The sequence below is a fragment of the Pseudomonas sp. A-RE-19 genome (assembly GCF_019956555.1).
Taxonomy (GTDB): Bacteria; Pseudomonadota; Gammaproteobacteria; order Pseudomonadales; family Pseudomonadaceae; genus Aquipseudomonas.
Genome location: NZ_JAHBDQ010000017.1, coordinates 93,687 through 112,482, shown reverse-complemented (window position 1 = coordinate 112,482; position 18,796 = coordinate 93,687). Strand labels below are relative to the sequence as shown.

Below are 18,796 nucleotides of genomic sequence, written 5' to 3'. Positions count from 1 at the left end.
GCGTTCTTGAGTGCGCCTTCGCCGGCAAGCCTGGCTCCTACAAAAAAACCTGTTCACTCATGTCCCACAAACATTCATATCGCGGGTCAACATGACGCCAACACTCCTGGAACTCGAAGACGAACTCACCCGCCTCACCCTCGCCCCGGAACTCGGCGCGAGCATCGTCAACTGGACCGTGCGCAGCACCGGCCAACCGCTGTTGCGCCACAGCGACCGCCACGCCTTGAACACCGGCCTGCCCGGCAAACTCGCCTGCTATCCCTTGGCGCCTTGGTCGAACCGCATCGCCGAAGGCGGCTTCGACTGCCCCGGCGGCTGGCTCGCGCTGACGCCCAACAGCCTCACCGATCCGTTGCCGATTCACGGCAGCGCCTGGCAGCAGCCGTGGCAGATCGTCTCCCACACCCGCGATGAAATCGTCCTGCAACTCGACAGCACCACGCCCTTCGCTTATCGCGCAAGGCAACGTTTTCATCTGAGCGAGGGCAAACTGAGCATCGATTTACAGGTCACCCATCTGGCCGAACACGCCGCGTGGCATGGCCTCGGTTTGCACCCCTACTTTCCGCGCACCGCAGGCACTCGGTTGCAGGCGCAGGCGCGACAGGTCTGGTTGTGCGACAGCGCAAAACTGCCGACACACCTCAGCTCGATCCCTGAAGATTGGGACTTCAGCCAGCCCCGGGCATTACCCGAAACGCTGGTGGACAACGGCTTTTGCGAATGGGACGGCCGCTGCCTGATCCAGCAACCCGAGCTGGGTTATGAACTGGAATGTCAGGCCACCGGCAGCGACTACTACCTGCTCTACTGCCCCGTGGGCCTGGAATTTTTCTGTATTGAACCGGTGAGCCACCCGGTCAACGCCCATCACTTGCCGGGCCGGCCTGGCTTGCGTTTGCTAGAGCAAGGCCAATCCGCCGATCTCGGTTTCAGCCTGCGCTATCGCGACGCCAACAGCTGAGTCAGCACCGCGCGCAACTTGCCGGGCTTCACTGGTTTGTTCAGCAGCGGCGCGTCGAGGCGCTGCAATGAGCGCCGACACTGGTCGGTGCGGTCGGCGGTGATGATCACCGCCGCAATCGCCTGGCTGAAATGCTCGCGCAAATGCTGGACCACTTCACAGCCCACCACCCCGTGATCGAGGTGATAGTCCGCCAGAATCAGTTCCGGTGCCTGTCCCTGCAAGGCCACCAGCGCGCTGGCCTCGTCGGTGGCGGTAACCACCTCGCAGCCCCACTGGCCGAGCAGCGCGCTCATGCTTTCAAGAATGCTGACTTCGTTGTCCAGCACCAACAGACGTCGGCCCGGCAACGGGTTGCCGGTACTCGGCTGCGGTGCGGCCTGACTGATCGGCAGTGGAACTTCACGGGAAATCGGCACCTCGATACTGAACACCGAACCGCGCCCCGGCCGCGAATGCACCTGAATCCTGTAATCGAGGATCTTGGCGATGCGTTCGACAATCGCCAGTCCCAGGCCCACACCCTTACGATCGGCGGCGCGCCCGACGTCCAGTTGGTTGAACTCGAGGAAGATCGAGTCAAGACGATCCGCCGCAATCCCGCGACCCGTGTCCCAGACTTCGATACGCAGCGCATCGCCCCGGCGTCTTGCTCCCAGCAGAATGCAGCCTTCGTCGGTGTAACGGCAGGCATTGCTGAGGAAATTACGCAGGATTCGGGTCATCAGGCGCAAGTCGGTATGAATGGCGTAATCGCCCATGTGCACCCGCAGATTCAACCCGGCTGCCGCGGCCACCGACTGAAACTCCGAGACCAGTGGCGCGAACAATTCGTCGAGGCGGTACAGGGCAATATCCGGCTTCACCGCAGCCTGATCGAGCCGGGAAATATCCAGCAGATCGGTGAGCAAATCTTCGGCCCCTTCCAGCGCCTGATGCGTGCGCTCCACCAACACCTGCTCGACGTCGGGCAGTTTGCGTTCGCGCAAGGTCGAGATCAGCAAACGCGCGGCGTTGAGCGGTTGCAGCAAGTCGTGACTGGCGGCGGCGAGGTATTTGTCTTTGCTGCGATTGGCCGCCTCGGCGGCATCACGGGCATCGCGCAAGGCTTCTGCGATCTGTTTGCGCTGGGTGATCTGCTGTTGCAGGTTGCGGTTGGCGTCCAGTAACTCGTTGGTGCGCGCGGTAACCCGCTGCTCCAGTTCGTCATTGAGTTGTTGCAGGCGCTGCTGAGCGAGTTTTCGTTCGGTGATGTCGGCGACAAAACCCTCCACCAGGCCTTGCTGATCCGGTTTGAGCAGCAGGTTCATCAACACGTCGAGCACGCTGCCGTCTTTGCGACGCAACTGAGTTTCATAGCCCAGCAGGCTGCGTTCGCGCTGGAGGATTTCACCGATGCTTTCCAGCTCCTGCGCGCCGCCAACGAACAGCGTGCCCGCCAGGTCCGTCAGGGAAAACAGCACCTCCTGCGGGTCCTGATAACCGAGCATCCGCGCCAGCGCCGGGTTGGCGGCGCGCATGCCTTCCAGCAGGCTGGCCTGGAAGATCCCGTGCACCGCGTTTTCGAACAACCATTTGTAGCGGTTGCGTTCGGTATCCAGTTCATCCAGGCGCGCGGCCAGTTCCGGGTAATGACTCTTGCGCGCCGAGTGATTGCCTAAACCCAGTAACCCGGTCAGCGCCCGTTGTTGTTCGTCAGAGGGCTTCGCCATAGACGACCTCGACGTCCCGCTGGCTGGATTCGCGCGGGTTGGTAAGGATGCACGGGTCGTGCATGGCGTGTTGCGACAGGAACGGAATGTCCGCCGTACTCACCCCGTGCAGGCCCAGGGTTTCGTGGAAGCCGATGGCGTGTTTGAGGGCGATCAGGTGTTCGACCAGACGCCCGCAGATCTGCCGGTGATTGAGGCCACGGCAATCGATGCCAAAGGTCTCGGCAATCACCTTGAAGCGCTCCGGCGCCGAGCTGTAGTTGAACGCCACCACGTGTTCCACCAGCACCGCATTGCACAAGCCATGGGGCAGATCGAGAAAGCCGCCCAGGCTGTGGGACATCGCGTGCACCGCGCCAAGGATCGCATTGGAGAACGCCAGTCCGGCCTGCATGCTGCCGAGCATGATTTTTTCCCGCAGGGCGATGTCGCTGGGGTTGGCGATCATTTGCACCAGATTGCCGTTGATCAGTCGCATCGCCTCCAGCGCATGAGGGTCGGTCAGCGGCCCGTGACCGGTGGAGACGAAGGCTTCGATAGCGTGGACGAGTGCGTCGATGCCGGTACAGGCCGACAGGAACGGGTCCATGCTCAGGGTGGTTTCCGGGTCGATCAGCGACACGTCCGGCACTGCGGCCTTGCTGACGATGGAGAATTTCATGCGTTCTTGCTGATTGGAGATGATCACGAACTGCGACACGTCGGCCGAAGTGCCGGCGGTGGTCGGGATCAGGATCAGTGGCGGGCTGGGCATGCGCAACATGTCCACGCCCTCGAATTCGAGGATGTTGCGCCCATGGGCGACGACGATTCCGATGCCTTTGCCGCAATCCATCGGGCTGCCGCCGCCGATCGCCACGATCACATCACAGTGATTCTCCCGGTACAGCTCGGCGCCGAGCATGACTTCTTCGATCCGCGGGTTGGGCGAAACGTCGCTATATAAAAAGTAGTCGATGCCCTGGGCTTGCAGACTGGCCTCGACGTCAGCGACCCAACCGGCGGCAATCACACCGGGGTCGCTGACCACCAGCACCTTGCGGGCGCCGAAGGTCTTGGCGTAGTTGCCGACGTTGTGCCGGCAGCCGGCACCGAAGATGATTTCAGGCGAAACGAATTTACGCAGCTGGCTGAGATTCTGGCTCATTGGAAAGCCTGTTTTTATTGTTTTGAAAGGTAAAGCCCACACTAAAGCATCCGGCTGCGAATGCAATCAGACCAATGGATAGCGAGCCGCCCGGGGTGTGCTCGGTTTTTGTATCCACCGAAGATCCCCTGTGGGAGCGAGCCTGCTCGCGATGGCTGTCTTCCAGTCAAAATGATGTTGTCTGACACTCCGCCATCGCGAGCAGGCTCGCTCCCACAGGGGATTTGTGTCAGCTCTCGATTCATCCACGATAGATCAGCCGCGAAGCCTTTTCATTGCGCAAGGTCAGGTGTTCCATGCCCTGCCCCGGCGCGTCGGCTTCGTCTCGGGCCTTGAGAATAACGCTGTGGTGCGGCGACTTGCTGCACACCGGGTCGGCGTTGCTCGCGTCCCCCGTGAGCATGAACGCCTGGCAGCGGCAGCCGCCGAGGTCCTTGTGTTTTTCATCGCAGGAACGGCACGGCTCTTTCATCCAGTCATCGCCACGAAAACGGTTGAAACCAAAGGAGTCGTTCCAGATGTGTTCGACGCTGTGCTCGCGCACGTTGGGAAACTGCACCGGCAACTGGCGGGCGCTATGACAAGGCAAGGCCGTGCCGTCCGGGGTGATGTCGAGAAACAGGTTGGCCCAGCCATTCATGCAGGTCTTGGGGCGTTCTTCGTAGTAATCCGGGGTGACGAAGATCAGCTTGCACGGGTGGCCCTCGGCCTCCAGTCGCTGGCGGTATTCGTTGGTGATGCGTTCGGCGCGCTGCAATTGTTCGCGGGTCGGCAACAGGCCGACGCGGTTAAGCTCGGCCCAACCATAGAACTGGCACGTCGCCAACTCGACGAAATCCGCTTCCAGTTCCAGGCACAGGTCGATGATCTGCCCGATCTGGTCGATGTTGTGCCGATGGGTGACGAAGTTCAGCACCATCGGGTAGCCCTGGGCTTTCACCGCACGGGCCATGGCCAGTTTCTGGGCGAAGGCCTTGCGCGAGCCGGCGAGCATATTGTTCACCTGTTCGTCGGCGGCCTGAAAGCTGATCTGGATATGGTCCAGCCCGGCGACCTTGAAGTCGTGGACCTTCTGTTCGGTCAGGCCGATACCTGAGGTGATCAGGTTGGTGTAGTAACCCATGTCCCGCGCGGCCTTGATCAGCTCGGTCAGGTCTTGGCGCACCAACGGCTCTCCACCGGAAAAACCCAGTTGCGCAGCGCCCATCTCCCGCGCTTCGCGGAACACCCGAATCCATTCTTCTGTGCTCAACTCCTCGCCCTGTTGGGCGAAGTCCAGCGGGTTGGAGCAATACGGGCATTGCAGCGGACAGCGATAGGTCAACTCCGCCAGCAACCACAGCGGTGGGCCGGGTTGCTGTTCGATCAGGCTCACAGGGTGATCCCCCGATGCCAGACCCGCTCAGTGGTAACAGTGTGATACGGCGGGCGATCCAGCTCATAAGCCATGCTCATCGCGTCGAGCATGCTCCACAGCACATCGAGCTTGAACTGCAGAATTTCCAGCATGCGCTGCTGCCCCTCGACGGTGACGTAGTGTGCCAGGGTGATGCGCAAACCATGCTCGACATCGCGCCGGGCCTGGCTCAGACGCGTACGGAAATAGTCGTAACCGGCCGGGTCGATCCATGGGTAATGGGTGGGCCAGGCGTCGAGCCGGGACTGGTGAATCTGTGGCGCGAACAGTTCGGTCAGGGAACTGCTGGCCGCTTCTTGCCAGCACGCACGGCGGGCAAAATTGACGTAGGCGTCCACGGCAAAACGTACACCCGGCAGCACCCGCTCTTGCGAAAGGATTTGTTCGCGATCCAGCCCCACGGCTTCGCCCAATCGTAGCCAAGCTTCGATGCCACCTTCGCTGCCGGGGGCGCCGTCGTGGTCGAGAATCCGTTGCAGCCATTCGCGGCGCACCTCGCGGTCCGGGCAGTTGGCGAGGATGGCGGCATCCTTGAGCGGGATGTTCACCTGGTAATAGAAACGATTGGCGACCCAGCCCTGGATCTGCTCGCGGGTGGCGCGCCCGGCGTACATCGCTTGGTGGAATGGGTGGTGGATGTGGTAATAGGCGCCCTTGGCGCGCAGGGCGGCTTCGAATTCGGTGGGGGTCATGGGGGTGTCAGTCATTGCGGTTCTCCGGGGAATAACCGTTGGGTTTTGCGGGGTCTGGTCCGGCCTCATCGCGAGCAGGCTCGCTCCCACAGGAGACCGGGTTTTGGCCGATATTCTGTGCAAGGCAGGTCCATTGTGGGAGCGAGCCTGCTCGCGATGGGGCATCCTGGTCTGGCGCCTTCGCGGGCAAGCCTCGCTCCTGGAAGGGATCTGCGGTGTACACAAAACCCTGTAGGTGCGGGCTTGCCCGCGAAGAGGCCATCCGCTACAGCTCAATACTCATGCCGTCATGAGCCACTTCAATCCCGCGCCGCTCCAGCAAGGCGCGCTCGGCCGAGTCTTCATCGAGGATCGGGTTGGTGTTGTTGATGTGGATCAGCACCTTGCGCTGGCGCTTGAACCCCTCCAGCACGTCGAGCATGCCGCCGGGGCCGCTTTGCGGCAGGTGGCCCATTTCGCTGCCCAGGCTCTGGCCGACTTCGCACACGCGCATTTCATCGTCGCGCCACAGCGTGCCGTCCAGCAGCAGGCAGTCGGCGCGCTGCATCCAGCTCAATACCTCGGCGTCGACCTGCCCCAGCCCCGGCGCATAGAAAACCGATGCACCGCTGCGCAGGTCTTCGATGAACAAGCCAATGGTGTCCCCCGGTTGCGGGTTGCCACGGTTGGGTGAATACGGCGGTGCATTGCTGATCAACGGAATCGCGCGAAACTGCAGGTGTTGGCAGGCCGCGATGCTGAAGGGCTCGCGGTCCAGTCCGATGGGTTGCCACTGCAAGCCACCGTTCCAGTGTTTGAGCATGGTGAACAAGGGAAAGCCGCTGCTCAGGTCTTCGTGAACCCGCTCGGTGCACCAGACCGCATGCGGGCAACCTTCGCGCAGGCTCAACAGGCCGGTGCAATGGTCGATCTGACTGTCCAGCAGAACGACACCGGCAATTGCCGTGTCGCGCAAGCGTCGGGCCGGTTGCATGGCCGGGAAGCTTTCGAGTTGCGCGCGGATGTCCGGTGAAGCATTGCAGAGCACCCACTCCACACCGTCGTCGCTCAGGGCAATGGACGACTGCGTGCGGCGTTGCGCGCGCAGGTTGCCGGTGCGCATGGCGGCGCATTGACGGCAGTTGCAGTTCCATTGCGGAAAACCGCCGCCAGCGGCGGAACCGAGAACGCGGATGTGCATGGGATGGCTCCAGAAGGCAGGCCCGGCCAACGCGACGGCTGACCGGGCGATGAATCAACGGTTGGCGAAATACATCGTCACTTCGAAGCCAATGCGCAGATCGGTAAACGCGGGTTTATTCCACATGGGTCAATCCTCTTCTTGTGCCGGACGATTCCGGTAAGACCATTAATGCACGGGGGGCGAAGGGACCGAATGCTACTTTCGAAGGAGGTTGTGGGGTGCGTTGGTAGGGGGGTCGCAAGATCTTCAAATACACACAAAACCAATGTGGGAGCGAGCCTGCTCGCGATGGCGGGATGTCAGTCAACCTTGATGCTGAATGTGCCGGCGTCATCGCGAGCAGGCTCGCTCCCACCTTTGAACTGCGTTACCCGGCAATGACTGACCGACACAAATCCACTGTGGGAGCGGGCTTGCTCGCGAAAGCGGACTGTCAGTCAACATATTTGTTGAATATCAAGCCGTCTTCGCGGGCAAGCCCGCTCCCACAGGTTTCAATGGTGTTCTTGCGGGTTAGAAGAACCCCAGCGGATTGATGTCGTAGCTCACCAGCAGGTTTTTGGTCTGTTGGTAGTGGTCGAGCATCATCTTGTGGTTCTCACGACCGACACCGGATTTCTTGTAACCACCGAACGCGGCATGGGCCGGGTACAGGTGGTAGCAGTTGGTCCAGACGCGCCCGGCCTTGATCGCCCGGCCCATGCGGTAGGCACGGTTGATGTCGCGGGTCCACAGGCCGGCACCGAGGCCGAACTCGCTGTCGTTGGCAATCGCCAGGGCTTCGGCTTCGTCCTTGAAGGTGGTGATGCCCACCACCGGGCCGAAGATTTCTTCCTGGAATACGCGCATTTTGTTGTGGCCCTTGAGCAGGGTCGGCTGGATGTAATAACCGCTCGACAAGTCGCCTTCAAGGCGCTCGGCCGCACCGCCGGTGAGCAGCTCGGCGCCCTCCTCCTGAGCGATTTTCAGGTACGAGAGGATCTTGTCGTATTGCTGCTCGGACGCCTGGGCGCCGACCATGGTTTCGGTGTCCAGCGGGTTACCGCGCTTGATCTTGACGATCTTCTTCATCACCTCGGCCATGAACGGTTCGTAGATCGATTCCTGTACCAGCGCCCGGGACGGACAGGTGCACACTTCGCCCTGGTTGAAGAACGCCAGCACCAGGCCTTCGGCGGCTTTCTCGATGAACTGCGGCTCGGCGTTCATGATGTCTTCGAAGAAAATGTTCGGCGATTTTCCGCCCAGTTCAACGGTGCTTGGAATGATGTTCTCGGCCGCGCAATGCATGATGTGCGCGCCCACCGGGGTGGAACCGGTGAAGGCGATCTTGGCGATGCGCTTGCTGGTGGCCAGCGACTCACCGGCTTCGCGACCGAACCCCTGGACGATGTTCAGCACGCCGGCCGGCAGCAAGTCGGCGATCAGCTCGGCGAACACCATGATCGACAGCGGCGTTTGTTCGGCGGGTTTGAGCACGATGCAGTTGCCGGCAGCCAGGGCCGGGGCGAGTTTCCAGGCGGCCATCAGCAGCGGGAAGTTCCACGGGATGATCTGCCCGACCACGCCCAGCGGTTCGTGGAAGTGATAGGCGGTGGTCAGTTCGTTGATCTCGGCGGCGCCGCCTTCCTGCGCGCGGATGCAACCGGCGAAGTAACGGAAGTGGTCGGCGGCCAGCGGCACGTCGGCGTTGAGGGTTTCGCGCACGGCTTTGCCGTTGTCCCAGGTTTCGGTGACGGCGAGTATTTCCAGGTTCTGTTCGATGCGGTCGGCGATTTTCAGCAGCACCAGCGAGCGATCCTGCGCCGAGGTTTTGCCCCAGGCATCGGCGGCGGCATGGGCGGCGTCGAGGGCTTTTTCGATGTCGGCGGCGCTGGAGCGTGGAAACTCGGCGATGACTTCACCGGTGACCGGTGAGGTGTTGGTGAAGTACTCGCCATTGACCGGGGCAACGAATTCGCCGCCGATGAAATTGCCGTAGCGCGGTTTGAAGGAAACGACGGCGCCGGGTGTTCCAGGTTGTGCGTAGATCATGATGGGCCTCTGTCTGGGTCGATGCCTGTCGAGCCAACAGGCGATGAACCGATAGTAGAGAGCCCCGCCTGCCAGACGAATGCGCCGTTGGCAGGGGGATTCTCGTTATTTGGTAGTAGGTTTCACACAAACCAGTGTGGGAGCGAGCCTGCTCGCGATGGGGCCAGTACATTCAACAATGATGTTAACTGTCAGACCGCTATCGCGAGCAGGCTCGCTCCCACAGGGTTATGCGGTGAATTTTGAGTTAATGCTTCGCCACCAGGTCCTTCGGCAACTTGAACGTCCAGAGCATGCCGCCCTGGTTGAAGTCTTTGATGCGCTTGGCCACTTCCCCGCCCCACAGCGGTACCGCGCCGCCCCAGCCGGAGAGCACGGAGACGTATTGCTCACCGTCCATTTCCCAGGTGATGGGCGAGCCGAGTACGCCGGAACCGGTCTGGAATTCCCAGACTTTCTCGCCGGTCTTGGCATTGAACGCTTGCAGGAAACCTTCCGGTGTACCGGTGAACACCAGGTTGCCCTTGGTGGTCAGCACCCCGCCCCACAGCGGCGCGTAGTTCTTGTGGCGCCAGACTTCCTTGCCGGTTTTCGGGTCGATGGCGCGCAGGACGCCGATGTAGTCTTCATTCAGCGGCTTGATGGTGAAGCCGGCACCGAGGAACGCCGCGCCTTTCTTGTAGGCGATGCCTTCGTTCCAGATGTCCATGCCCCATTCGTTGGACGGCACATAGAACAGGCCGGTGTCCTTGTTGTAGGCCATCGGCATCCAGTTTTTCGCCCCCAGGAACGCTGGCGCGACGAACACTGAACTGCCTTTGGCCTCGGAACCCGGCGCCCCCGGACGGCTGTCTTCGTTGTAGATCGGCCGGCCGTTTTTATCCAGGCCGCTGGCCCAGGTGATCTTGTCCACGAACGGGAAGCCGCGGATGAATTTGCCGTTGGTGCGATCCAGTACGTAGAAGAAACCGTTTCGGTCCGCGGTGGCCGCGGCTTTGATTTCTTTGCCGCCTTCGTTGTAGTTGAACGACACCAGCTCGTTCACGCCGTCATAGTCCCAACCGTCGTGGGGCGTGCTCTGGAAGTGCCATTTGATGGTGCCGTCGTCCGGGTTCAGCGCCAGGCGCGAGGACGAGTAAAGGTTGTCGCCTGGACGCAGGTGCGAGTTCCACGGTGCCGGGTTGCCGGTGCCAAACAGCAGCAGATTGGTTTCCGGGTCGTAGTAGCCGCCCAGCCAAGGCGCCGCGCCGCCGGTTTTCCACAGATCGCCCGGCCAGGTCTTGCCCGCTTCGCCGCCGGAGATGCCGTTTTCTACCGCTTTACCATCCTTGTAGACGTAGCCCATGTGACCTTCGACCGTTGGCCGGGTCCACAACAGGTCGCCGTTTTTCGGGTCGTAGGCTTCGATCTTGCCCACCACCCCGAATTCACCACCGGCCACACCGGTAATCAGTTTGCCGTTGACCACCAGTGGCGCGGCGCTGATGGAATAACCTTCCTTGTGGTCGGCAACTTTCTTGCTCCAGACGACCTTGCCGGTGTCCTTGTTCAGGGCCACGAGCTTGGCGTCGAGGGTGCCGAAAATCACCAGATCGCCATACAGTGCGACACCACGGTTGATCACGTCACAGCACGGACGGATGTCATCGGGCAGGCGCGCATCGTATTGCCAGAGCTTCTTGCCGGTGCGCGCATCCACCGCGAACACCCGCGAGTAGGAACCGGTCATGTACATCACGCCGTCCTTGATCATCGGCTGTGCTTGCTGACCGCGTTGTTTTTCTCCGCCAAACGAAAAGGCCCAGGCCGGGCGCAGATCCTTCACGTTGTCGACATTGAGGGTGTCCAGCGGGCTGTAGCGCTGACCCTGGACGCCCAGACCGTTAGTGACGACCTGCTCCGGGTTCTTGGGGTCCTGGAGAATGTCTTGGTCGGAGACTGCGGCCAATGCCGAGCCAGACAACAGCATGGCACTGAGCAGCACGCTCAAGGCGAAGGGTTGGCGACGTGCGGGTTGGGTCATGACGGCTACCTCTGCGGTTTTTGTTATACCCGGGAAATTTTCCCGGTCTGGTGCAGATTCTTGGGCGCCGCCGCCCTTGCAACAATTGCCCGCAGTGCGGAGATTCCTAGTTCCTTAGTACCGGGTCGGAGGAGATGGACACCGGTTTTTGTGATCGACACCAGTCCCCTGTGGGAGCGAGCCTGCTCGCGAAGAAGCCAGAACATTCAACATTGATAATGCCTGACACACCGCCATCGCGAGCAGGCTCGCTCCCACAAAAAGCGTCACTTGCGCATGCCCGAATCAACACGCCTCATCTGCCCACGCTCGTAACGCGGATACAAATGGCTGACGCTGCGGATCAGTTCATAGCGGCTCAAGCTGATCCCGGCGAAACGTTCGGGGATGGGGCTGCGGATCATCTCGGCCATGTCGCGGCCATGGGCGGCGCCGTCGCGCATCAACTGGTCCAGCCAGGTGAGGTAATCGCGCATCTGCTCGAACGGTTGTGTGTCCGTGGCCACCGGCCCATGGCCGGGGACGATCAGCGTCCACGGCAACTCTTGCAGGGTCGCGATGTCCGCCAGCCACACCGACAGCCCCGGGCTGTTGGGGGTGGTCAGGGCGCGTTGATAAAACACCAGATCCCCGGCAAACAGCACGCCGGTTTTCTGGTCGAGAATAGCCAGATCCGCGCCGGTGTGCCCACCCAGACTCAGCAGGCGCAAATCATGATTCCCAAAACTTCGTACGCCGGGCGCCAGCGTCTGCGTCGGCAACACCACCTCGGTGCCACGCATCCAGTCGCCCACCAGTCGATACATGTTCTCGGCCATGGCATCACCCTGTTGATGCAACAGCTCGGCGGTGCCGGCCAAAGCGCCGATCGGCACATCGGTGAACGCCTGGTTGCCCAACACATGGTCGGGATGGTGATGGGTCAGCAGCACCTGGATCACCGGCTTATCGGTGGTCGCCGCAATCGCTTTGCGCAGGGCTTCGCCATAGCGCTTCGACGGCCCGGTATCGATCACCACCACGCCCTGCTCGGTGACGATGAACGCGGTGTTGACGATGTTGCCGCCGTTGGCCTTGGCGAAATTATCGGTGCTGCCTTCCAGTAACCAGGTGTCTTCGGCGATCCGTCGGGGCTTGAGTGCGTAATCGGAATCGGCCAGGGTCGGCAGGCTCAGACTGATGAACAACAGCAGCATCCAGCGCATCGCTCGCTCCTTGGCTCAGGGAATGGCCGCATCGAATTGATTGCCGCTGTTGTCGCGCAGCACCAGGCGCGTCTGCCCTGCGCCTTCGATGTCGAAGGCCAAATTGGGGTTTTCGCTGACCGCCGGAAACAACGCCAGACGCGCCAGCAACTGATCGTTTTGATCGCGCAGTTCGGCCTGGTTGATGAAGAATTCCGGAATGCCGCTGACCATGCCGTTGTCCATCGGGTGCGCCACCTGCAAACGCACGCGACTGAATGCTCCACGGGGATAGCGACCGCCAAGCACTTCGCCGATGTGTTCTTCCCAACCTGGCTGGGTGCGCACCACGCTCGGCGCCGTGCAACCGCCGCCTGCCGCGTCGATCAGGGTCGAGCCGACATGCCACAGCCCGTCGCGGGTCAGTACCGCCGCGCGCAATGGCGTGGCCTGTTCAACGCGGATGCGGATCGACAGCCACGGCAGCACACCGGTCAAGGGTTCGAAGTCGACGATTTTCGGCAGCGGATTGAGTTCGGCCCAGGCGAGGATTCGCACCACCTCGCCCTTGAACGCCCGGGCGTCGATCTCCAGCGGTACTTGCCGGGCGTCTTCGGCAAACGGCGGCGCCAGCAGCTTGACCCGCTCGTCGAACACGAACGGTGCATCACCCAGCATCTGCTTGTGATAGAACGCCCACATCACCGACGGCACCGGGTCTTTACCCGGCTCGACGTCCACCGCGTGCGCGGCCAGGGGCAACCAGCAGGCCAACAGACAACTCGCGCGCCAGATCACTATTGATACATCTCGGGCACGTCATACCGCAGGCCGTAACGGGCATAAATGGCTTTGACCGAGCCCTCGCGAATCAACGCTTCCAGCGCCTCTTCCACGGCGTAGGCCAGTTGCCGATTGCTTTCATGCACCGCCATGCCGATCTCCCAGAGCTGTTTGCCCATGTTCGGGTAGGCGTTTTCCGCCAGCGCCACTTGCGGGTCGGCGGCCTGATGGACTTGCCAGTCGATCTCGCCGCGCATGGCCATCACTGCGTCGACTTCACCGGCCTTCATGGCGGCAAAGGCCTGGGGCACGCCTGGGTAATGGTGGGTCTTGGCGGCGAGCATGCCGTTGAACACCGAGGTCAGGTAAAACGACGGCACGCTGTCGACTTCGACGCCGATCGGGTGTTGCTGAAACACCGCGACACTCGCCACCGAGTCCAGCCGACGACGGTCGTAAGCCACTTGCCATTGTTCGGTCTGGTACGGCCCGAACATCACCACATGGCCGTTTTCCAGTTCACCCAGTTCATTGCGTTTCTGTGAGTAATCGCGATCGTACGGCACGCGCATCATCAGGTCGGCCAGTTGCTGATTGTGCAGCTGACTGGCCCGCCAGATGTAATCGCGCAGGTCGTCGTCGAGTTTTTCCCCGGCGGGTGCCCAGATCAGTTTCAAGCGTACCCCCATGGCCTTGGCCAGGGCTTGCGCCAGTTCGACATCGACCCCGCGAGCCTGGCCACCCTCCTCAAAACTGTAGGGCGCGAAGTCCTTGTACACCGCGACTTTCAGCTCGGCGGCGGCGATCATTTCGTCATAGGTACGGACCTGCGCCTGCGCTGTCTGGCAGCACAGCCACACAGCGCCGATCAACACCGCGAGCAGGCGCATGGGTCACTCCTCGACGTGCACGCTGTCCAGATAGGTGCGCACCGCCCACAAGGCTTCCTGACTCAGGTAGTCGGCCATTTTCGGCATGTACACCCGGCCGTCACGCACGGCGCCATGGCGCACCCGTTCGACGAACCACTCATCACCAGCCTCGCCGACATCGAGCATGCGCAAGTCAGGGGCAATGCCGCCGGATTTGGCTTCGAGGCCATGACAGGCCGCGCAGTTCTGGTTGTAGGCCGAAGAGCCGATTTCCAAGGCTTTATCGTGTTCCGGGGAGGCACGATAAGGGTTCGCCGCCGCCCAACCATCGGCATCGACCTGCACACCGGCATCCTTGATCGGGGTCAGTCCCTTGGTTTCGACGGCCTGGGGTACCACGTTGCCGTGAGCCCAGACGGAACCTGCGCTGATAAAACCGGCCAGCAGTCCGGCAATGAGCAAGGCGTTGCGTTTTGTTGTCATTGTTCTGCCCTCAAGATTGCACGCAAAACCTCTTTGAAGAGGCTATGGCACCCATCTTAGGAACGGCTTTGCGCCAACCCCATGCTGCTTTGGTGGCCGCGACCTACTCCCTTGGTAGTAGGGCTTGTGGAGCACCGCCACCGTAACCGGGGCGAAAAAGCAGCAGCCCCCTCCACAGGTTTATCCGCCACAGCGCCGATATGCCTAGCGCCCCGGCGTCGCGGGCAACGTCTGCACCAACACCGGTCGCGGGCCGTGAAGCTTGTCGACGCCGATCAGGGTCAGGATCAGCAACAACGGCAGGAGCAATGCCTTGAGAATACGCATGATCAATCTCCCCTGAGTGATGGCCGTTGTGCCCATGCTAAAACCGCGCCGCCCGGGGTGAGTTGCTACCTTGGTACTGCCTTTCCGGTACTTTCTGCATATTTCGCCACCCGTCCAGGGTTCCTATGCTGACGCTACCTGTGATGGAGTGCCTTTATGCGCCAGCTCGCCCCTTACGCCTTGATCTACCTGTTGGCGATTGCCTGCGCCGCCGGAGTGGCAACCCAGACTCAGGCAGCGGATGCGCCATTGCAGGTACGGATCGGTTATCTGGGTTATCGCCCCGATCCCGGGCCGTTGTTGTCGAACGTCATTCCCGAACCGACCGATGCCGGCCTGCGTGGCGCTGAACTGGCGATCACGGACAGCAACAGCACCGGGCGTTTTCTTAACCACCGCTACGACTTGGTCAGCGCCAATGTCGACAATCCCGAAGCCTTGCTTGAGGCGGCCAGGCTCCAGCACCAACAAGGCCTGCGACTGTTTGTAGTGAATGCGCCAGCCAACAATTTGCGCCAACTCAGCGCGGCGTTGCCCGACAGCCTGCTGTTCAATGCCGGCAGCCCTGATGACAGCTTGCGCACTACCGATTGCCTGCCGAACGTGCTGCACAGCCTGCCAAGCCGCGCGATGCTGGCCGATGCGCTGGCGCAATTTCTGGTAGTGCGCAAATGGCAACGGGCGCTGCTGATCGTCGGCCCGACCGCGGACGATCAAGCCTATGCCGCCGCCCTGCGTCGAGCGGCCAAACGCTTCGGCCTGCAACTGGTGGCGGAAAAAGCCTGGAGCTTCGATAACGATCAGCGCCGCAGCGCCCAGGCCGACATGCCGCTGTTCACCCAGACCACCGAGTACGACGTGGTGCTGGTGGCCGATGAACGCGGCGACTTTGGCGAGTACGTGCCCTACCAGACCTGGTATCCACGGCCGGTTGCCGGCACTCAGGGCCTGACCCCGGTGGGCTGGCACAAGACCGTGGAAACCTACGGCGCCGCGCAGTTGCAGAAGCGCTTCGAAGCCTTGGCCGGGCGCTGGATGAACGACCGGGATTTCGCCGCGTGGATGGCCGTACGCAGCATTGCCAGCGCGGCGGGCAAACTGCGTCAGGCCGATGCCATGGCGATCCGTACGCTTGAAATCAGCGATCAATTGCCGCTGGACGGTTTCAAGGGGCGCAAACTCAGTTATCGGCCGTGGAACGGTCAATTGCGCCAACCGATCCCCATCGTGCAACCCCGGGCATTGGTCAGCACCTCGCCGCAAGACGGTTTCCTGCACCCCTTCAACGAAATGGACAGCCTGGGTTACGACAAAGCCGAGGTCAGCTGCCGCTTTCTCTGATCCCTTTTTTCACGACAACAACAATAAGGAATCTGCCATGCGCCGCACCCTGCTTTCCTGCGCCCTGCTGCTCGCCGCCGGGCACGCCGCTGCCAGTACCGCCTGGGTCTCCAACGAAAAGGACAACAGCCTGAGCCTGATCGATATGCAGACCCTGCAAGTCACCGACACCCTGCCCGTCGGCCAGCGCCCGCGCGGCCTGTTGCTGTCCCATGACAACAAGTTGCTGTACATCTGCGCCAGTGATTCGGACCGGGTTCAGGTGATGGACGTCGCCACGCGCAAGATCATCAAGGAACTGCCCTCGGGCAAAGACCCCGAGCAATTCGCCCTGCACCCCAACAATCGCTGGCTGTACGTCTCCAACGAAGACGATGCGCTGGTGACGGTGATCGACACCGAAACTTCCAAGGTGCTCGGGCAGATCAACGTCGGCGTCGAGCCCGAAGGCATGGCCGTCAGCCCCGACGGCAAGTGGGCGGTGAACACCAGTGAAACCACCAACATGCTGCACTGGATCGACACCGGCACCCAGACCCTGGCCGACAACACCCTGGTCGATCAGCGACCGCGTTTCGTCGAATTCAATCCCGATGGCTCGCAGCTCTGGGCCTCGGCGGAAATCGGCGGCACGGTGACGATTCTCGACGTCGCCAGCCGCAAGATCCTCAAGACCCTGACCTTCCAGATCAAGGGCGTCCACCCGGACAAGGTTCAGCCGGTGGGGATCAAACTCAGCGCCGACGGCAAGTATGGTTTCGTCGCCCTCGGCCCGGCCAACCATGTGGCGGTGATCGACGCCAAGACCTTCGAGATCCTTGATTACCTGCTGGTGGGCCGTCGGGTCTGGCAGATGTCGTTCACCCCGGATCAGCGACAATTGCTGGCCACCAATGGCGTCAGTGGCGATGTGTCGGTGATCGATGTCGACAGCCTCAAGGTGACTAAATCGGTGAAGGTCGGGCGCTATCCGTGGGGCGTGGTGGTGACGCCATGAACGCCCTCGACGTCAGCGACCTGAGTTTCGCTTATGGCACGCGCGAAGCCTTGCGTCAGGTGAGTTTCAGCCTGGCACCGGGGCGTTTTGCGGCGCTGCTTGGACCGAACGGCGCGGGCAAGTCGACCCTGATCGCCCTGCTCACCCGTCTTTATGATGTGCAGCGCGGTGATATTCGGGTCGGCGGCTGCTCCTTGCGCACCTCGCCACGTCCGGCGCTCAAGCAACTGGGTGTGGTGTTTCAGCAAAGCACCCTGGATCTGGACCTCAGCGTCGAGCAGAACCTGCGTTATCACGCCGCGCTGCATGGCCTGTCCCGACGCCAGACCGGCCTTCGGGTCGATGCCGAACTGGCGCGTCAGACCCTGACCGAACGCCGTCGCGAACGGGTGCGCGAACTCAATGGCGGCCATCGTCGGCGGGTGGAAATCGCCCGCGCGTTGCTGCACGAGCCAAGCCTGCTGCTGCTCGATGAGGCCAGCGTCGGCCTCGATCCGGCCAGCCGTCTGGCGCTCAACCAACACATCCGCAGCCTGTGTCGCGAGCACGACATCAGTGTGCTCTGGACCACTCATTTGCTGGACGAAGTGCAGCCCAGCGACGACTTGCTGATCCTGCATCAAGGCCGTTTGGTGGCCAGCGGACAGGCTGATGCGCTGAGCCTGGAACATGGCGGTGACCTCGGTTCGGCCTTCGCTCGCCTGACCCCCCCTTCAGGAGCCGTCGTCAAATGAATGCTTACTGGCAATGTTTCAGCGGCATCGTACTGCGCGAATGGCTGCGCTTTGTGTTACAGCGCACGCGGTTTCTCAGTGCGTTGGTGCGGCCGTTGTTGTGGCTGCTGGTGTTCGCCGCCGGTTTTCGCGCGGCACTCGGCATCGCCATCATCGAGCCCTACGACACCTACATTCCCTATGAGGTTTACATCATCCCGGGCCTGGCCTGCATGATCCTGTTGTTCAACGGCATGCAAGGTTCGTTGTCGATGGTCTACGACCGGGAGATGGGCAGCATGCGCGTGCTGCTGACCAGCCCCCTGCCCCGGACCTTTCTGCTGTGCAGCAAATTGCTGGCGACGTCGCTGATTTCGCTGTTGCAGGTGTATGCCTTTTTGGCGATTGCCTGGCTGTACGGCGTGCAACCACCGGCCATGGGTTTGTTGCTGGCACTACCAGCGTTGCTGCTGGTGGCGTTGATGCTCAGTGCGCTGGGCCTGTTACTGTCCAACGCCATCCGCCAACTGGAGAACTTTGCCGGGGTGATGAACTTCGTGATCTTCCCGCTGTTTTTCCTGTCGTCGGCGCTGTATCCGCTGTGGAAAATGCGCGAGTCCAGCGAGTGGTTGTATTGGCTGTGCGCCTTGAACCCGTTTACGCATACGGTGGAACTGCTGCGGTTTGCGCTGTATGAACGCTTCAACCCGGTCGCGCTGGTGGTCTGTGTGGGGCTGACGCTGGTGTTCGCCCTGCTGGCAGTACTCACCTTCAATCCGCAGCATGCGGCCCTGCGCAAATCCAGCTGACAACACATTTCCCCTGTGGGAGCGAGCCTGCTCGCGATGGCGGTGTGTCAGCCAACATCAATGCTGGATGTAATGGCCCCATCGCGAGCAGGCTCGCTCCTACAGTTGTTCT

The 18,796-nt window shown here is 61.6% G+C and carries 18 protein-coding genes; 5 read left to right on the top strand and 13 right to left on the bottom strand.

From position 1 onward, the window contains the following. Window positions 1-91: 91 nt before the first annotated feature. Window positions 92-967, top strand: coding sequence for an aldose 1-epimerase (locus KGB14_RS13165; RefSeq protein ID WP_223487256.1), 876 nt, complete (start codon window positions 92-94; stop codon window positions 965-967). Here the strand turns inward: KGB14_RS13165 and KGB14_RS13160 are convergent. From KGB14_RS13160 to KGB14_RS28470, 13 genes are all read right to left on the bottom strand, one after another. Next, window positions 946-2,679 (bottom strand): NahK/ErcS family hybrid sensor histidine kinase/response regulator, encoded by a 1,734-nt coding sequence (locus KGB14_RS13160; RefSeq protein ID WP_223487255.1) that lies wholly within the window; start codon window positions 2,677-2,679, stop codon window positions 946-948. The two genes, KGB14_RS13165 and KGB14_RS13160, sit on opposite strands and share 22 nt — an antisense overlap. Next, entirely contained in the window at window positions 2,663-3,826 is a 1,164-nt protein-coding gene (ercA, locus tag KGB14_RS13155) for an alcohol dehydrogenase-like regulatory protein ErcA (RefSeq protein ID WP_038984176.1), read from the bottom strand. Before ercA ends, KGB14_RS13160 begins: the two co-directional genes overlap by 17 nt. A gap of 241 nt (window positions 3,827-4,067) precedes the next feature. Beyond that, complete coding sequence (gene pqqE / locus KGB14_RS13150; RefSeq protein WP_223487254.1) at window positions 4,068-5,201, bottom strand: pyrroloquinoline quinone biosynthesis protein PqqE; 1,134 nt, start codon at window positions 5,199-5,201, stop codon at window positions 4,068-4,070. After that, window positions 5,198-5,950, bottom strand: a complete 753-nt coding sequence (gene pqqC, locus KGB14_RS13145; protein ID WP_223487253.1) for a pyrroloquinoline-quinone synthase PqqC — start codon at window positions 5,948-5,950, stop codon at window positions 5,198-5,200. The genes pqqE and pqqC overlap by 4 nt, the downstream gene beginning before the upstream one ends. A 250-nt stretch (window positions 5,951-6,200) precedes the next feature. After that, window positions 6,201-7,115: a pyrroloquinoline quinone biosynthesis protein PqqB gene (pqqB, locus tag KGB14_RS13140; RefSeq protein ID WP_223487252.1), complete on the bottom strand. Its 915-nt coding sequence runs from the start codon at window positions 7,113-7,115 to the stop codon at window positions 6,201-6,203. Window positions 7,116-7,169: 54 nt separating this feature from the next. After that, window positions 7,170-7,241, bottom strand: a complete 72-nt coding sequence (pqqA, locus tag KGB14_RS13135) for a pyrroloquinoline quinone precursor peptide PqqA (RefSeq protein ID WP_010455123.1) — start codon at window positions 7,239-7,241, stop codon at window positions 7,170-7,172. A gap of 390 nt (window positions 7,242-7,631) precedes the next feature. Beyond that, entirely contained in the window at window positions 7,632-9,152 is a 1,521-nt protein-coding gene (locus tag KGB14_RS13130; RefSeq protein WP_223487251.1) for an aldehyde dehydrogenase family protein, read from the bottom strand. 247 nt (window positions 9,153-9,399) lie between these two features. Beyond that, the gene (locus KGB14_RS13125) at window positions 9,400-11,175 is read right to left on the bottom strand and encodes a PQQ-dependent methanol/ethanol family dehydrogenase (RefSeq protein ID WP_223487250.1); all 1,776 of its coding nucleotides are present in this window, start codon (window positions 11,173-11,175) and stop codon (window positions 9,400-9,402) included. A gap of 266 nt (window positions 11,176-11,441) precedes the next feature. Next, on the bottom strand, window positions 11,442-12,380 hold the full coding sequence (locus KGB14_RS13120; protein WP_223487249.1) for a quinoprotein relay system zinc metallohydrolase 1: 939 nt from the start codon (window positions 12,378-12,380) through the stop codon (window positions 11,442-11,444). A gap of 15 nt (window positions 12,381-12,395) precedes the next feature. After that, on the bottom strand, window positions 12,396-13,157 hold the full coding sequence (locus KGB14_RS13115) for a quinoprotein dehydrogenase-associated SoxYZ-like carrier (RefSeq protein ID WP_223487248.1): 762 nt from the start codon (window positions 13,155-13,157) through the stop codon (window positions 12,396-12,398). Further along, entirely contained in the window at window positions 13,157-14,032 is an 876-nt protein-coding gene (locus tag KGB14_RS13110; protein ID WP_223487247.1) for a substrate-binding periplasmic protein, read from the bottom strand. The genes KGB14_RS13115 and KGB14_RS13110 overlap by 1 nt, the downstream gene beginning before the upstream one ends. Before the next feature lie 3 nt (window positions 14,033-14,035). Next, entirely contained in the window at window positions 14,036-14,497 is a 462-nt protein-coding gene (gene pedF, locus KGB14_RS13105) for a cytochrome c-550 PedF (protein WP_223487246.1), read from the bottom strand. Window positions 14,498-14,701: 204 nt separating this feature from the next. Then, window positions 14,702-14,824 (bottom strand): hypothetical protein, encoded by a 123-nt coding sequence (locus KGB14_RS28470; RefSeq protein ID WP_263294602.1) that lies wholly within the window; start codon window positions 14,822-14,824, stop codon window positions 14,702-14,704. Window positions 14,825-14,980: 156 nt separating this feature from the next. Between KGB14_RS28470 and KGB14_RS13100 the strand changes: the two genes are divergently transcribed. From KGB14_RS13100 to KGB14_RS13085, 4 genes are read left to right on the top strand one after another with little or no spacing between them, the layout of a single operon-like run. Next, window positions 14,981-16,165: an ABC transporter substrate-binding protein gene (locus KGB14_RS13100; protein ID WP_223487244.1), complete on the top strand. Its 1,185-nt coding sequence runs from the start codon at window positions 14,981-14,983 to the stop codon at window positions 16,163-16,165. 37 nt (window positions 16,166-16,202) lie between these two features. Next, the gene (locus tag KGB14_RS13095) at window positions 16,203-17,162 is read left to right on the top strand and encodes a YVTN family beta-propeller repeat protein (protein ID WP_223487227.1); all 960 of its coding nucleotides are present in this window, start codon (window positions 16,203-16,205) and stop codon (window positions 17,160-17,162) included. Continuing rightward, window positions 17,159-17,896, top strand: coding sequence for an ABC transporter ATP-binding protein (locus KGB14_RS13090; protein WP_223487226.1), 738 nt, complete (start codon window positions 17,159-17,161; stop codon window positions 17,894-17,896). The genes KGB14_RS13095 and KGB14_RS13090 overlap by 4 nt, the downstream gene beginning before the upstream one ends. Next, on the top strand, window positions 17,893-18,684 hold the full coding sequence (locus tag KGB14_RS13085) for an ABC transporter permease (RefSeq protein ID WP_223487224.1): 792 nt from the start codon (window positions 17,893-17,895) through the stop codon (window positions 18,682-18,684). Before KGB14_RS13090 ends, KGB14_RS13085 begins: the two co-directional genes overlap by 4 nt. Window positions 18,685-18,796: the final 112 nt, after the last annotated feature.